Annotated in this window: 18 protein-coding genes and 1 tRNA gene; 2 read left to right on the top strand and 17 right to left on the bottom strand. The window is 67.8% G+C overall.

All coding sequences use genetic code 11. From position 1 onward, the window contains the following. Positions 1-92 precede the first annotated feature (92 nt). The 7 genes from GORHZ_RS24745 to GORHZ_RS31110 form a co-directional block, all read right to left on the bottom strand. Positions 93-491 carry a hypothetical protein gene (locus GORHZ_RS24745; RefSeq protein WP_006337970.1) on the bottom strand — a complete coding sequence of 133 codons (399 nt, stop codon included), beginning with the start codon at positions 489-491 and terminating at the stop codon, positions 93-95. A 236-nt stretch (positions 492-727) separates the two neighbouring features. After that, positions 728-1,453, bottom strand: a complete 726-nt coding sequence (locus GORHZ_RS31115; protein ID WP_157205353.1) for a group I intron-associated PD-(D/E)XK endonuclease — start codon at positions 1,451-1,453, stop codon at positions 728-730. 131 nt (positions 1,454-1,584) lie between these two features. Then, a tRNA-Pro gene (locus tag GORHZ_RS24735) sits at positions 1,585-1,658 on the bottom strand. 380 nt (positions 1,659-2,038) lie between these two features. Continuing rightward, entirely contained in the window at positions 2,039-2,401 is a 363-nt protein-coding gene (locus GORHZ_RS24730) for an alpha/beta fold hydrolase (protein ID WP_006337968.1), read from the bottom strand. 162 nt (positions 2,402-2,563) lie between these two features. After that, positions 2,564-3,169 carry a nitroreductase/quinone reductase family protein gene (locus GORHZ_RS24725; RefSeq protein ID WP_006337967.1) on the bottom strand — a complete coding sequence of 202 codons (606 nt, stop codon included), beginning with the start codon at positions 3,167-3,169 and terminating at the stop codon, positions 2,564-2,566. A gap of 320 nt (positions 3,170-3,489) precedes the next feature. Continuing rightward, the gene (locus GORHZ_RS24720) at positions 3,490-3,966 is read right to left on the bottom strand and encodes a hypothetical protein (protein WP_006337959.1); all 477 of its coding nucleotides are present in this window, start codon (positions 3,964-3,966) and stop codon (positions 3,490-3,492) included. A gap of 60 nt (positions 3,967-4,026) precedes the next feature. Next, positions 4,027-4,200 carry a hypothetical protein gene (locus GORHZ_RS31110; protein WP_006337958.1) on the bottom strand — a complete coding sequence of 58 codons (174 nt, stop codon included), beginning with the start codon at positions 4,198-4,200 and terminating at the stop codon, positions 4,027-4,029. 289 nt (positions 4,201-4,489) lie between these two features. On the opposite strand from GORHZ_RS31110, the gene GORHZ_RS31460 reads away from it, so the two are divergent. Both GORHZ_RS31460 and GORHZ_RS31455 read left to right on the top strand, forming a co-directional pair. Beyond that, complete coding sequence (locus tag GORHZ_RS31460; protein WP_006337957.1) at positions 4,490-4,948, top strand: acyltransferase family protein; 459 nt, start codon at positions 4,490-4,492, stop codon at positions 4,946-4,948. A 17-nt stretch (positions 4,949-4,965) separates the two neighbouring features. Beyond that, positions 4,966-5,232: a hypothetical protein gene (locus GORHZ_RS31455; protein ID WP_051999063.1), complete on the top strand. Its 267-nt coding sequence runs from the start codon at positions 4,966-4,968 to the stop codon at positions 5,230-5,232. Between the two features lie 120 nt (positions 5,233-5,352). Here the strand turns inward: GORHZ_RS31455 and GORHZ_RS24710 are convergent, their stop codons facing one another. The 10 genes from GORHZ_RS24710 to GORHZ_RS24665 all read right to left on the bottom strand — a co-directional run. Then, positions 5,353-5,616 (bottom strand): hypothetical protein, encoded by a 264-nt coding sequence (locus GORHZ_RS24710; protein WP_006337955.1) that lies wholly within the window; start codon positions 5,614-5,616, stop codon positions 5,353-5,355. A gap of 278 nt (positions 5,617-5,894) precedes the next feature. Then, positions 5,895-7,328 (bottom strand): ribosome biogenesis GTPase Der, encoded by a 1,434-nt coding sequence (gene der / locus GORHZ_RS24705; RefSeq protein WP_040533376.1) that lies wholly within the window; start codon positions 7,326-7,328, stop codon positions 5,895-5,897. Positions 7,329-7,363: 35 nt separating this feature from the next. After that, positions 7,364-8,047, bottom strand: coding sequence for a (d)CMP kinase (gene cmk, locus GORHZ_RS24700; RefSeq protein ID WP_006337944.1), 684 nt, complete (start codon positions 8,045-8,047; stop codon positions 7,364-7,366). Beyond that, positions 8,044-9,066: a pseudouridine synthase gene (locus tag GORHZ_RS24695; protein ID WP_006337943.1), complete on the bottom strand. Its 1,023-nt coding sequence runs from the start codon at positions 9,064-9,066 to the stop codon at positions 8,044-8,046. Before GORHZ_RS24695 ends, cmk begins: the two co-directional genes overlap by 4 nt. 5 nt (positions 9,067-9,071) lie before the next feature. Then, on the bottom strand, positions 9,072-9,800 hold the full coding sequence (gene scpB / locus GORHZ_RS24690) for an SMC-Scp complex subunit ScpB (RefSeq protein WP_006337941.1): 729 nt from the start codon (positions 9,798-9,800) through the stop codon (positions 9,072-9,074). Then, complete coding sequence (locus GORHZ_RS24685; protein WP_006337939.1) at positions 9,797-10,612, bottom strand: segregation and condensation protein A; 816 nt, start codon at positions 10,610-10,612, stop codon at positions 9,797-9,799. The genes scpB and GORHZ_RS24685 overlap by 4 nt, the downstream gene beginning before the upstream one ends. Continuing rightward, on the bottom strand, positions 10,609-11,556 hold the full coding sequence (locus tag GORHZ_RS24680; RefSeq protein ID WP_006337937.1) for a ParA family protein: 948 nt from the start codon (positions 11,554-11,556) through the stop codon (positions 10,609-10,611). Before GORHZ_RS24680 ends, GORHZ_RS24685 begins: the two co-directional genes overlap by 4 nt. A 131-nt stretch (positions 11,557-11,687) precedes the next feature. Next, the gene (gene xerD / locus GORHZ_RS24675) at positions 11,688-12,629 is read right to left on the bottom strand and encodes a site-specific tyrosine recombinase XerD (protein WP_006337936.1); all 942 of its coding nucleotides are present in this window, start codon (positions 12,627-12,629) and stop codon (positions 11,688-11,690) included. Continuing rightward, entirely contained in the window at positions 12,626-13,255 is a 630-nt protein-coding gene (locus GORHZ_RS24670) for an NUDIX domain-containing protein (RefSeq protein WP_006337935.1), read from the bottom strand. The genes xerD and GORHZ_RS24670 overlap by 4 nt, the downstream gene beginning before the upstream one ends. Next, the coding region (locus GORHZ_RS24665) for a glutamine amidotransferase-related protein (RefSeq protein WP_006337934.1) at positions 13,252-13,740 on the bottom strand (489 nt) is incomplete at its 5' end. The genes GORHZ_RS24670 and GORHZ_RS24665, both read right to left, overlap by 4 nt.

The following is a 13,740-nucleotide window of genomic DNA, read 5'->3' as shown; positions in this document are numbered from 1 at the left end:
CCGGTGCCGGAGATGTCGGATATTCGGAAGGTGATGGCCGACCGTGACCGGGTGATCACCGGCAGTTCGCGCGGATCGCAACCGATACGGAGTCAGGTCGTCGTGCGCCGACCCTGGTCGGGTTTCAGGTAGATCCAGAAGCGGATCGTATGCAACCCGAAGAGAGCCGCGACGGCACCGCGACGCGCGATGTCGACGGGCGTGTCCGAGCCTGGTCCAACCTCCGGCCGCCGGCTCCGGACCAGCGGCATCGTCGTCCCGGACGCGCCCGCCGCCGCCAGCGCTTCGAGCCAGAGCAGCCCGGCCGGTCCGGTCCTGAGCCGGTGCGGGGTGCCGCTCGCGATGAGCGCCGCATCGCGGACGAAAAGGCCGAGGCAAACCATTTCGACGACGACGGCACCCCTCCGGCCGAGGCGCCGGACAAGCGCCTCGGTTATGGGGTAGCCCGCCGCGCTGAGAGCCAGCACGAACCCACCGACTGCGCGCCGCATACGACTCCTCCACTGACGCGGGGCCTCGCCACAGTGCCGTCGACCAGACGGCGCCATTCCTCCGACAATCATTCAACAGCTCGAGCCTGCGCGCGGACCAGTATCGTCACCACCAATTCATCTGGGCTCACACGTGCCACACTTCGCCATCGGTCCCGGCATCGGTCCGTGGCGTATTCGCAGTCATTCGAGAACCCATGCCTCCGAAGACGCTGAGCGAAAATGACGTCGATTGCTCACGGCGACTGGACAAGACGGAATCGATCGTATGCGCTGAGATGGATCGCATGCAGACCACCGACCGCGCTGACCGGGATCAGGTAGTAGGCGAGGTCACCGGCAATGACAAAGAAGTCGTCGATCTCGTCCGGGTCATACGTCTTTCGCTCACGGTGGGCAGTCGAGAGATACACCTTCCACGTGTGTCCCACGCGGACGGTCGTCGTCTTCACCTGCACGCGTCGGATGCCGTCACTGGTGCTGACGAGCAGGTCGTAACGGCTGGGCTCTAGTGGCCAGGAGACGTCGTGGCCGGACAGTGCGAACCACGCGGCTGCGAGCAATGAACCGGCACGATCGAGATGATCGATTCTCGGCCGAGTTCCAGCGGGATGCACCGAGGACCGCTCCCCTGCCAGATGCGCAACGTCAAGGCCCAGCCTCACCGCATGGCCCTTCACCGTGGCTGTTACGGACTCACCACAAAGTCCAAGTTCTGCTGTAACTGCAGTCCAGGTTTCGGCAGAAGCGATCGCCGAGCGCAGTTCGTCATCGGTCCATCGTCGTTGTCCCCTGAAGTGGCCGTAATCGATGCCCAGACGATCAGCACGCGAGCGGACCGATCTTATCGCCCCAGCGGAAGTCGCAGTCTTCCCCAATTCTCGCAACACTCCCCGCCACGAGTTCGCGGCGGCAATCGCATCGAAGAGCTGTTTGTCCGAGTACGTTCGCTGCCACGTCATACCCAGACCGTATGGGGACCGTCTGACATCCCAAGGTGACCACCAGCGTGAAGACTTGACCGCTGATCGTTAGTCGCCGCGCGCAGAAAGCGAGAAGTCCCGGAACTCTGGAATTCCCGGGTGCTGGTCGGTCGGGCTGACAGGATTTGAACCTGCGACCACCTGACCCCCAGTCAGGTGCGCTACCAAACTGCGCCACAGCCCGTTGCGCCGTTCCCAGCGCCCGATGAGGTTACCGCAGACGTGCCCGGGGATGCGAATCGCCTGCCAGACAAGCCCACGGGCGGCCCCACAGGCGGCACTGGCTCTGGGCGTACCGGGGCGCAACCTCTGGGCCCGCGACGCCGAACTGCTCGTTGCGCCACTGCAGGATCGATCCTGCGGTTACCTGCTGTCGATTCCTCGGATGAAGTCGGTATCGCGGCGGTTCCGACCTCGGGCTGCTCGACGAGCACCATGTGCCCCGCCCCCGGGACAGTCAGCAGCCGCGCGTCCGGGAAGACGCCTCCGCCTGGAGCGGGTCGTTGTCCGACTCATCGTGTCCGGCCCACTCGTCCTCGCCGGTGATGATGAGCGTGGGCGCTTTCACCTGGGCGAGCAGCTCTGGTGGGTTGCCCGGTGCCCGAACACCTCGCGGAGCATCGGCATGGCTTCGGGCACCACCGTCGCCGAGAACCGCTGCCGCCATGTCTCGCGGTCGTCTGCACGTTCCGGGTCGGACATGAATGTCGTTCCGAGCATGTTGCGCATGACCTGCTCGGTCACCCGGCGCCGAATCGCGGTGCCGACCGGTCCCAGCCGTCGGCTGGCGCGCACCATCGATCCGAGCACGTCGATCTGCAGCAGGTCGGCGCGGGACACACGCCGTATGCTCAGCCCGATCAGGACCAGCGATCGGATCCGCTCGGGATGACGCGCGGCCACGCGAATACCGACAAACCCGCCCATCGATGCGCCACCCAGTGGCAGCTCTCGACGCCGAGCTGGAGCAAGGCGACCGCGTCGTCGTCGAGCCCCTCGGTGCCGAGGAGGTGCCGCGACGGTTGCGTAACAGCACTTCGCTGGTCGTGGCTCCTCCTGGTCAGGACTCGTTTGCACTCGCGGCGGTGCTCAGCCCACCGACTCTGGAAGATCTTGTTCCGCAACAGATTCGGTAACGGCGCTCCCCGTCGAACTGTCCTCGGGCAAGTCGATGTCCAGTCGGACAAACGATCTGATACCCATCAGGTCGAACAGCTTCCGCTTGCGTGCGAGCTTCTCTGGCACGTCACCAGTTGCCACGATGGTCGGTGCGACGGTGTGGTAGCGAACGCCGTCGTGCTCGATGTCGCAGGCACCGGCGGCCCGGACGTTGCGCAGCCAGTCGACTGCAGTGCCGTAGGGCAGCCCGACGAAAAACGACTGTCCGACACGGTGAGCCCAAACCGGGGTGACGTATTGTTCCCCGGACCTGCGGCCGGCGTGATGCACGAGCGCCACGCTTTGCCTACGCTTCCCGCCCGACCTCAGCGACCGGCGGTTCCCGAAGTTCTTCTGATACCGGCGAAGTGCATCGATCGCCGGCTGCCAGCGCGCACGCCACACGACGACTCGGAGGACGACGGACATGAGGTAGCCGAGGGCGAGAGCGCCCAGCGCGATCGTCGTCCAGCGGAGGATGACGGCCAACGTCCGGTCTCGCGCGTGTGCCGCTTCGAGCGAGGTATGTGTGATCATCGCATCCGACCTCCTGATACCGATCATGCTCGGGCGCGGGGCCGCTCGAACGGGTAGGAGGTCACCGGCGATGAGAGACCTTCGACCTTCGGTGATTTGCCCAGCGACCGCGTGAAGGCACGGGTTCCAGTTGACCTGAGCGAACCTGCCGAGTCGGCATCGAAATCGATTAGCTGCCAACCTTGTTCGTCAATCCAGAGGTTCACCTGACTGCCGCGGCAGCCACGGCAGTGACGGATCTCGGTGGAGAGACATTCCTACTGACCGCCGAGACCGTGGGTCGACCTCCCGCCGACGACTCCCACGGTCGCCCTGGCATGTCAGCCAGCGCGCATCAATCGCTCGATGGGAATAACAAATCCGATTCCCACGTCGAAGGGCGCAACGCCCCACTCCCTTAGGGCAGCGATGGTCAATTCGGCTGCCTCCACACGCGCGAACGACGACATGGTTGCCGTCAGCGTTACCCGGTCGCCCTCCGCCCCCGATTCGCCCCAGCGGCTCCCGCCCGGCACGGGCGACGCCGAGACGACCGAACTCGTCCATGCACTGATCGTCGATGTTCCGAGCAGGACCGCGGGACCATCTGGCTGGGGATGCGGCCCGGGACCCACCACCAGCAGTTCGCCACGAGCCTGCACTCCCTCCGCGGCCCTGATGATCAGGTCCTCGACACTGTCCCAGTGCATGTCATGACAGGAGTCGTCGCGCGTCGCTTGCGCCACCTCGATCCACAAGCACGAATCGACAGTCCCTCCATGGTGCGAGAAGCGAAGCGTCTTGCAGATGGCGAGCACCGAGCTGACCCGATCGAAACTCGCGGTCTCGCAATAGAGTCCGTCGTCGTACCGCTCGGTTTAGATCGCGCCCGAACCCAACAGATCTATGTACTCGTCGAAGTCCGCGTAATTCGACACCTTCCACAACGACGGGGTCTCCTCGTGCCATATCCGGAGATGCCCGGCCGTCGCGACGCCGAGAACGACGGGTACGGATTGAGACGGGTCGTAGCCTAACGGCAGAACGGTCACAGGTCCTCCAATCGGTTTGGACGAATGCACCAAATCTGCCGAGTGACGATCGGTCGATCCACAGGCCGGAAAGCAATCGCTGGCCCCGACGGCTTTTCATTGGTTGAGTCGCTGCGGGGGCCGACGAAAGTCGATCGGGACTCCTGGGCGTTTGGACCGGCTGGTCAATACCACACCGGAATCCCGGGACCGCGTCGTCGACGCCGCCCGCGTGTTCTGCATCGTGGTGGTCACCTTGTGACACTGGACGCTGTCGGTCACCCATCGGACCGCTGACGGCTCCCTCGCCATGTCCAACCCGATCGATGTCGTGCCGGGTGGTTGGTCGGCCACCTGGGTCCCGCAAGTCATGCCGGTGTTCTTCCTGGTGGGCGGCTACGCCAACGTGATCGGCTGGGGGCACGCGCAAACTTCCGGAGTCACCCCCGGACGGTTCGTCGCCGACCGGCTCCGGCGGCTCCTGGTGCCGACCGCCGTGTGGGCCGGGGTGTGGCCGGCCGGTGAGCTGATCGCCGCGGCCCGGCCGGGACCGCATCGCTGGATCTGGGAGCGGTTCCCCGGATACCTGGTGCCGCTGTGGTTCCTCGGGGTGTACGGGCTGCTGATCGTGACGGTCGTGCTGACGATGGTCGCGGGCTACCCCAGCTCGATGGTCGCCACAGTCGGCGCCGACGAGTCGAACATCCCCCCACAAACGCGGCAATCGCGGCGCTCGCCGTCCTTCAGCTCGGACTGTTGGCGCTCATAACGCCGACAGCCGCGCGCGTGTTGCGCCGACCTCGTCTGTGGAAGCCACTGGTTGCGCTCAACGCGGTCGCGATCACCGTGTTCCTCTGGCACATGACCGCCTACCTCATCGTGGTAACGATCTTCGAAGGCCTGGGCCGTCGGCTGCAGACGGAGCCGAGCACCGACTGGTGGGCGCAGCGCTGGTTCTGGTTGCTGGCCCCGCTTGCTGTTCTCGTGGTGGTGGTCGCGGTGTTCGCCCCGGTTGAGAGGATGTCCCGCCGGTCGAGCCGAAGGTCGCATTGAACTGTGATGGGTGCGGACTTCCAGGGCGCTCGATGAGCCTGCACTGCGTTCCGCGGAACGCGGTGCAGGCGGAGAACGCAGTGCAGCGGTGGATCCGGGACCGCTGGTGGATTCTCTCGGTCAGGAGACTGCCGACCGGCCCTTGTACCACATCCAGCCACCGGTCACCAGGATGGCACCGACGATCGACCCGATGATCCCGCTCGGCCGGAAATCCAGACCGTCACCAGCGATCAGACTGATCAGCAGGCCGCCGACAAATGACCCGATCAGGCCCGCCCCGAGCGCAAGTCCCCAGTCGATTCCCTTGACTCCCTTGCCGAGTATCAATTGCGCACCCGCGCCGATCAACATTCCGAACAGGATGATTCCGATGATGAGCACGAGTCGAAGTATCGCATGCGCCGTGATGCAGCCATCGTCGTGGACACGCGCGGAAGCCAGCGCAGCACCGACAACCCGGCCGTGGCATGTCCCACCGCGCACGATCAACGCCAGGGCGCGCACGCTCGACGCAGTGGTGGCACGCTCGACGCAGTGGCGTGCCCTCTCGACGCTGCGGTGCGCACGCTCGACGCGGGAGTTTGCACGGTCGACGCCGGGGTGCGCACGATCAACGCGGTGGGTGGGGTGGGGTGCGCTCGCGGACCGGCGAACCCGGCTCAGCGTCGTCGGCGCTGCTCCCGCTTGTCGCGCACGCGGACGTTGATCCGTACCGGCGACCCGTCGAAGTTGAACTCCTCACGCAGCCGCCGTTCCAGGAACCTGCGATAGCCGGCCTCGAGGAAGCCGGTCGTGAACAGCACGAAGGTCGGCGGTCGCGTCGCTGCCTGGGTAGCGAACATGACCCGCGGCTGGCGTCCGCCACGCAACGGTGGCGGCGTGGCCGCGATGACCTCCTTGAGCCAGGTGTTGAGCCGTCCGGTCGGGATGCGCTTGTCCCAGGATTCGAGCGCGCCTTCGATCGCCGGCACCAGCTTCTGCACCGACCGTCCGGTGGACGCGGAGATGTTGACGCGCCGCGCCCAGGGCACCCGGGCCAGTTCGCGGTCGATCTCCTTGTCGAGCTGGTAGCGACGGTCCTCGTCGACGAGATCCCATTTGTTGAACGCGATCACCAGCGCGCGGCCGCTGTCGACCACCATCGACAGCACGCGCAGATCCTGTTCGGTGATCGGTTCCGACGCGTCGATCAGCAGGATCGCCACCTCGGCGGTGTCGAGCGCGGCGCGGGTCCGCAGCGACGCGTAGTACTCGTGCCCGCTGGCGGTGCGCACCTTGCGCCGCAATCCGGCGGTGTCGACGAACAGCCAAGTCTTGCCGTCGATCTCGACGAGCTCGTCGACGGGGTCAACGGTGGTGCCGGCGACGTTGTGGACCACCGACCGCGTCGAGCCGGCCAGCTTGTTGAGCAACGAACTCTTGCCGACGTTGGGCTTGCCCACCAGGGCGACACGACGTGGGCCACCGAAACTCGTTGACTCGCGCGGGGTTTCGGGCAACACGTCCAGGATGACGTCGAGCAGGTCGCCGGCGCCGCGGCCGTGCGCCGCGGAGACCGGATAGGGCTCACCGAGACCGAGAGACCACAGCGCGGCCGCCTCTGCCTCGGCGCGTTCGCTGTCGATCTTGTTGGCGGCCAGGATGACCGGCGTCTTGGACCGCCGCAGCACACGGGCGACGGCCTCGTCTGTCGCGGTGGCGCCGACGGTGGCGTCGACCACCAGCACGATCGCGTCGGCGGTGCGCATGGCCAGTTCCGCCTGCGCCGCCACCGCCTGCTGCAGGCCCTTGGCGTCGGGTTCCCAACCGCCGGTGTCGACCACGGTGAACGCGCGGCCCGACCAGCTCGCGTTGTAGGACACCCGGTCGCGGGTGACGCCGGGGATGTCCTCGACGACGGCCTCACGGCGGCCGAGAATCCGGTTCACCAGCGTCGACTTACCGACGTTGGGCCGGCCGACGATGGCCAGCACGGGCATGGGGGCGGCGCCGATCGGTGTGCCGTCGCCGGCGAAATCGGTCATCTCCCAGTCGGTCTCGTCAGACCAGGTGCCGTCACCGGGTAGGGCCAGGTCGTCACCGGGTAGGGCCAGGTCGTCACCGACCGCACTCACGGAATCGTGTTCGCTCACGACTGCACTCCGATCCGATCGCGGGTCAGGCCGTCGAGGGTGTCGAGCACCTGCTCGAGGGTGAGGTCGGAGGTGTCGACGACGACGGCGTCGACGGCGGGCCGCAACGGCGACACCGCCCGCGTGGAATCGAGATGATCGCGTCGGTTCACCCCGGCCAGCACCTCGGCATGATCACTGGGCCGTCCGGCCGCCAGGTTCTGGCGGTGGCGCCGCAGCGCACGGGCCTCCGGCGACGCGGTCAGGAACACCTTGAGGTCGGCGTCGGGGAACACCACGGTGCCGATGTCGCGGCCCTCCACCACGACGAAAGCACCGTCGGCCTCACGCCGTTGCACCGCAACGAGTTTGGTGCGGACCAGCGGCACCGCCGACACCGCGGAGACGGCGTTGGTGACGGCGTCGGTCCGGATCTCGCGCGACACGTCGGCCCCGTCGAGGTAGGCCGTCGCACCGTCGTCGGTGATGTCGAGCTGGATGTCGGCCGCCGCCACGACCTCGGCGATGGCCTCGCTGTCATCCAGCGACACACCGGCATTCAGCACCGCGAGGGTCGCCGCGCGGTACATCGCCCCGGTGTCGAGGTAGCGGGCACCCACGCGGTGCGCGAGAAGTTTGGAGACGGTCGACTTGCCGGTGCCGGCCGGGCCGTCGATCGCGATGACACGGGAACCGCTCACAATCCCACCGCCTTGTACAGCGCGCCGATCTCGTTGTTGCCCAGCACACGCAGGCTGCCCGGGCGCTGATCGCCGAGCGCGACGGCACCGATGTGGGTGCGCACCAGGTTGACGACCGGGAACCCGACCTCCTCCATCAGCCGGCGCACGATCCGGTTGCGTCCCTCGTGCAGGGTGATACGCACCAGCGATTGGCCATCGTGAACCTCCATCGGGGTGAAGCTGTCCACGGCGACCGGACCGTCCTCGAGTTCCACCCCGTTGCGCAACGTCCGGCCCAGCGACCTCGGCACCTCACCGCGCACGGTGGCCAGGTAGGTCTTGGGCACCTCGTAGGAGGGATGCATGAGGCGGTGCGCGAGTTCACCGTCGTTGGTCAGCAGCAGCAGACCCTCGGTGTCGGCGTCGAGGCGGCCGACGTGGAAGAGCCGCTGTCCGGCCATCACGCGCTCGGCGACGATGTCGCCGACGCAGGGGCGGCCCTGATCGTCGGCCATCGTCGACTGCCAGCCGCGAGGCTTGTTGAGCGCGAGATACTGACGACTCTCGTCGATGACGACCCGCGCACCGTCCACGCGGATGATCGCGGTGTCCGGGTCGATGCGCAGGCCCTGCTCGGTGACGATCTCGCCGTCCACCTCGACGCGTCCGGCGGCGATCAGTTCCTCGGCACCGCGCCGGGAGGCGACCCCGGCCGAGGCGAGCACCTTCTGCAGGCGCACGCCGTCGGCGACATAGGTGGCACCGGACTCGGTGTGATCGGGTCCGGGGGTCTGGTGGCGGGCCGGTTTGGCGTTGTTGAGCCGTACCTGGCCCGACTTCACGTCGGGTTGCGCCGAGCCCTTGCGGTGCGTCTTCTTCGCGGGCCGGCCATGGTGTGCGTTACCCGACGCGCCCCGTCCGGCGGTCTTGCCGCCGGATTTCGATCCCTTGTTACCGGCTGTCTTCTTGTCGGTCTTGTGTGCTCGCGCGGGTTTGCGGCGCGGGCCCGGTGTGCCGTCTCGGCTAGCGGATGCCATCGTGTTCAGTCCTGCTCGTCGGTGTCCGGGCCGGTCGACGAGCCGTCAGCTCCCGACCCGGGTGAATCGTTACCTGTCGAGTCTGACCGGTGAGCGTCGAGTTTGGCGAATCGCGGATCCGAGGAGATCTCCTCATCGAGGTCGTCGATGACGTCCACGTCGGGCAGCAGCGGGGCCAGATCCGGCAGGTCGGACAGCGAGGCGAGGCCGAGCCGCTCGAGAAACAGCTCGGTGGTGGCGTAGGTCGTCGCGGTGGTCTGCGGGTCGGTGCCGACCTCGTTGATCAGGCCACGCGCCACCAGCGTGCGGATCACACCGTCGACGTTGACCCCGCGGATGGCGCTGACGCGGGCGCGGGTGACGGGCTGCCGGTAGGCGATGACGGCGAGGGTCTCCAGCGCGGCCCTGGTCAGCTTCGACCGGGCACCGTCGAGCAGCAGCCGCTCCACGTACGGCGCGAACTCGGCGCGGGTGTAGTACCGCCAGCCGTCGCCGGCAAACCGCAGGTCGATCCCGCTGTTGGCCGACCTCAGGTCATCGGCGATGCGGGTGAGCATGGCCTGCACCCGCTGCCGGGCCTCGCCGACCGCCGACGCGAGTTCCTCGGTGGTCGCCGGCGAGTCGACCACGAGCAGGACCGCCTCGAGCGCCGACCGCAACGTGTCGTCGTCGAGGACCTCGGTCTCGGCGATGTCGAGGGTGGTCTGTTCGGGCGTGTCGGGTACGTCGGTCATCCGTAGTCCTCCTCCGCCGCCTCGAGCCTCATGTCGTCGGCGTCACGCTCGCCAGTCCAGCTGACCCGCAACTCCCCGAGCGCCTCGGGCTGTTCGAAGGCGATGGCCCGCTCGCGGAACAACTCCAGCAGCCCGAGGAACCGGCCCACCACCTCGAGTCCGAACTCACACTCGGCGACGATGTCGCCGAAGCTCATCCACTCCCCCGGCCGTGACGTCAGCAACTCGGCGATCCGTCGCGCCTGCGCGGGCACCGACACCTTGTGCACGTCGTGGAGATGATCGAGTCCGACGGTGGGCACCGGGCGCGGTGTCATCGCGGCGGCGGCCACCGCGGCGAACGCCGCCGCGTCGACGCCGAGAGTGACCTCGGGCAGCAGGTCCGAGAACTGCGGTTCGAGGGATACCGCACGCGGATAGCGTTGCAGCGCGGCCGCTTCGAGTTCACCGAACAGTGCCGCGACCTGCTTGTAGGCGCGGTACTGCAGCAGCCGCGCGAACAGCAGGTCGCGTGCCTCGAGCAGAGCGAGATCCTCCGGGTCGTCGACCTCCCCGGTCGGCAGCAGCCGCGCCGCCTTGAGGTCGAGCAGGGTCGCCGCGACCACCAGGAACTCGGTGGTCTGCTCCAGCCCCATCTGCGGGCCGAGTTCGCGGATGTAGGCGATGAAGTCGTCGGTCACCTCGTGCAGGGCCACCTCGGTGACATCGAGGCGATGTTGATTGATCAGGCTCAGCAGTAGGTCGAACGGACCCTCGAAGTTCTTCAGACGGACCTGGAAGCCGGTGGACGCAGCCGTGTCGTCGGCGATCATGTGCGACGGGAATTGCGGGCGATCACCTCACGCGCCAGTGCGCGGTAAGCCTGGGCGCCCGCGGATTTCGGCGCCCAGGAGGTGATCGGCTCACCGGCCACGCTGGTCTCCGGGAAACGGACGGTACGACTGATCACGGTGTCGTAGACGGTGTCGCCGAACACCTCGACGACGCGCGCCATCACCTCCCGCGAATGCAGGGTGCGGGAGTCGAACATCGTCACCAGGATGCCGCCGAGATCGAGTCGGGGATTGAGACGGTCGTGCACTTTTTCGATCGTGTCGGTGAGCAGCGCGAGCCCACGCAGACTGAAGTACTCACATTCCATGGGTATGAGCACCGTGTCCGCGCAGGCCAGCGCGTTCACGGTGAGCAGGCCCAGCGACGGCTGGCAGTCGATCAGCACGAAGTCGTAGCGGTCGAGCACCGGGTGCAACGCGCGCGCGAGCGCCTGCTCCCGCCCCACCTCGCTGACCAGTTGGATCTCGGCCGCCGACAGGTCGATGTTGCTCGGCAGCAGATCCAATCCATCGACCCGGGTGCGCATGAGGACGTCGTCGGTGGCGGCGTGCGGCGGGACCAGCAGGTTGTAGACGGTCTCGTCGAGGTCGTGGTGGGCCACCCCCAGCCCAGCCGACAACGCGCCCTGCGGGTCGAGATCGACCAGCAGCACCCGGCGACCGTATTCGGCCAGGGCCGCACCCAGGTTGATCGTCGAGGTGGTCTTGCCGACGCCGCCTTTCTGGTTGCACACCGCGACCACGGTGGCCGGACCGTGCCGCTCCAGCGGTTGCGGCTCGGGGACCGGACGGTACGGCCGACCGGTCGGACCCAACTCGTCGCCGTGATCGTGGTCCTCGTCGGTGTCGATGCCCGGAGAGACCGCGATGCGGTACTGATCAGCGTGTGCGGCGGCCGAACGCGGTGCCCCCGGGGTGCTCACGTGTCCGCCGCTCCCTTCGCTCGTACCGGCCGTTGCGCGATGGTCACAGCCTAATGTGTCCGGCGTCCGAACCGGGGACGCATCGCCGAGGTGGATCGGCTCGAGTCCTGGCAGGTGGTACTGCTCCATGCTCACCGCGCCCGCGGATGCGCCGTGGCATACACCTCGCGCATCGTGTTGACGGTGACCAGGGTGTACACCTGCGTAGTGGTCACCGAGGCGTGCCCGAGCAACTCCTGGACGACACGGACGTCTGCGCCCCCGTCGAGCAGGTGGGTGGCGAAGCTGTGCCGCAGGGTGTGCGGCGACACGGTCTTGTCGAGTCCCGCGCGCTGCGCCGCGTCGGAGAGCACCTGCCAGGCGCTCTGCCTCGACAGCCGTCCTCCGCGGGCGTTGAGGAACAGGGCGGGGTTGGCCCGGCTGACCAGCGCCGGGCGGCCCCGCACCAGGTAAGCCTCCAGCGCCTCCACGGCCGGACCGCCCACGGGCACCACCCGTTCCTTTCCACCCTTGCCGCTCAGCCGCACCGCACGGGTCTCGGCGTCGATGTCGTCGACGTCGAGCGCGGTGGCCTCCGAGATCCGGGCGCCACAGCTGTAGAGCAATTCGAGCAGGGCCCGATCGCGCAGCGCGCGGGGATGATCGGCGGCACCCGCGGACTCCAGGATCGCGACCACCTCGTCGACCGGCAACGACTTGGGCAGCCGCCGGGCCGGGCGGGGCGGGCGGACCGCGTGGGCCACGTCGGCCGCTACGAGACCCTCGGCGGCGGCGAACTTGTGCAGACCGCGCACCGCGACGAGGCTGCGCGCGATCGAACTGTCCGCCAACGGAACCCAGCCGGCGTCCGGGTCCCCGCGGCGCAGGTCGACGAGGAACTCTCGGACGTCGTTCTCGGTCACCGACGACAGGTCGTCGATGCCCCGGGAGGTGAGGTACTGCTCGTAGCGGCCGAGGTCGCGGCGGTAGGAGCTCACCGTGTTCGCGGCGGCCCCGCGTTCGACGGTGAGATGGTCGAGGAAGCGGGTGACCTGGTCGGCGGCGGTCTCGTCGGTCACACCGGTGCGGCTCATCGGTGCGACCGTCGTTCCCGCAGGGCGGTCGGCTCGTCCACCCAGGGTGCGGTGACGTCGCGCAACGGGATCCGCCGGTCGTCGGCCAGCGCCACGGCCAACACTCCGGCGACGGCGGTGGCGTTGACGATTTCGCCGGCCAACACACGGGAGACCGCATCGTCGACGGCGAGCCATTCCACCGTCAGATCGGCCTCCTCGTCGTGGCGTTCGGCGGCCTCCAGTGCGTGCAGGTCCTCGGCGAGGTAGATACGCAGTGCCTCGTCGGTGAATCCCGGAGAGAGGGCTACGTCGACCAGTACGTGCCAGCGATCGGCCGCGAGATCGGTCTCCTCGGCGAGTTCGCGGTGGGCGGCGACGAGTGGGGTCTCCCCCGGGCCGGCGTCGAGCAGCCCGGCGGGCAGTTCGAGCAGCCGGCGCCCGATCGGGTGCCGGTACTGGCGGACCATGGCGATCCGGCCCTCCTCGTCGCGGGCGACCACCGCCACCGCGCCGAAATGCTCGACGACCTCACGTCGGGCGACGCGCCCGCCCGGCATCTCCACATCGTCGACCCGCAAGGACAGGATCGCCCCGTCGTAGACGGACCTGCTGTCGCGGACGACGAACTCGTGACGTCCGCTCAAGCGCCACGTTCCTCGTCGTCATCGAGCGGTTCGGGGTCGGCGTCTGCCGATTTGTAGTCACCGAGGTCGACGGGAAGGCGTTCGGCCGCCTTGTATTCCAGAGCCGCCTCGATGAATGCCCGGAACAGCGGATGCGGCCGGGTGGGACGGCTCTTGAGTTCGGGGTGTGCCTGGGTGGCGACGAAGAACGGATGCACCGACGGCGGGTATTCGACGAACTCGACGAGGTGCCCGTCGGGCGAGGTCCCCGAGAACACCAAACCCGACGCGGCGATCTTGTCGCGGTAGGCGTTGTTCACCTCGAACCGGTGACGATGACGTTCGGAAACCTGTGTGGTGCCGTAGGCCTCGGCGACGACGCTGCCCGGTTGCAGGGTGGCCGGGTAGGCACCCAGCCGCATGGTGCCGCCCAGGTCGGCCTCACCGGCGACGACCTCCTCCTGGTCGGCCATCGTCGAGATCACCGGGAACGGCGTGTCCGGGTC

The organism is Gordonia rhizosphera NBRC 16068, assembly GCF_000298195.1.
GTDB lineage: Bacteria > Actinomycetota > Actinomycetes > Mycobacteriales > Mycobacteriaceae > Gordonia > Gordonia rhizosphera.
The sequence above is the reverse complement of the archived record's forward strand: the minus strand, read 5'-3'. Positions and strand labels throughout refer to the sequence as shown.

Coding starts and splice junctions, on each gene's coding strand:
- GORHZ_RS24745 (WP_006337970.1), bottom strand. CDS start 491: ATGCGGCGCGCAGTCGGTGGGTTCGTGCTGGCTCTCAGCGCGGCGGGC.
- GORHZ_RS24730 (WP_006337968.1), bottom strand. CDS start 2,401: ATGGGCGGGTTTGTCGGTATTCGCGTGGCCGCGCGTCATCCCGAGCGG.
- GORHZ_RS24685 (WP_006337939.1), bottom strand. CDS start 10,612: ATGATCGCCGACGACACGGCTGCGTCCACCGGCTTCCAGGTCCGTCTG.
- GORHZ_RS31115 (WP_157205353.1), bottom strand. CDS start 1,453: ATGACGTGGCAGCGAACGTACTCGGACAAACAGCTCTTCGATGCGATT.
- xerD (WP_006337936.1), bottom strand. CDS start 12,629: ATGAGCCGCACCGGTGTGACCGACGAGACCGCCGCCGACCAGGTCACC.
- GORHZ_RS24695 (WP_006337943.1), bottom strand. CDS start 9,066: ATGGCATCCGCTAGCCGAGACGGCACACCGGGCCCGCGCCGCAAACCC.
- scpB (WP_006337941.1), bottom strand. CDS start 9,800: ATGACCGACGTACCCGACACGCCCGAACAGACCACCCTCGACATCGCC.
- GORHZ_RS24725 (WP_006337967.1), bottom strand. CDS start 3,169: ATGATCACACATACCTCGCTCGAAGCGGCACACGCGCGAGACCGGACG.
- GORHZ_RS31460 (WP_006337957.1), top strand. CDS start 4,490: ATGTCCAACCCGATCGATGTCGTGCCGGGTGGTTGGTCGGCCACCTGG.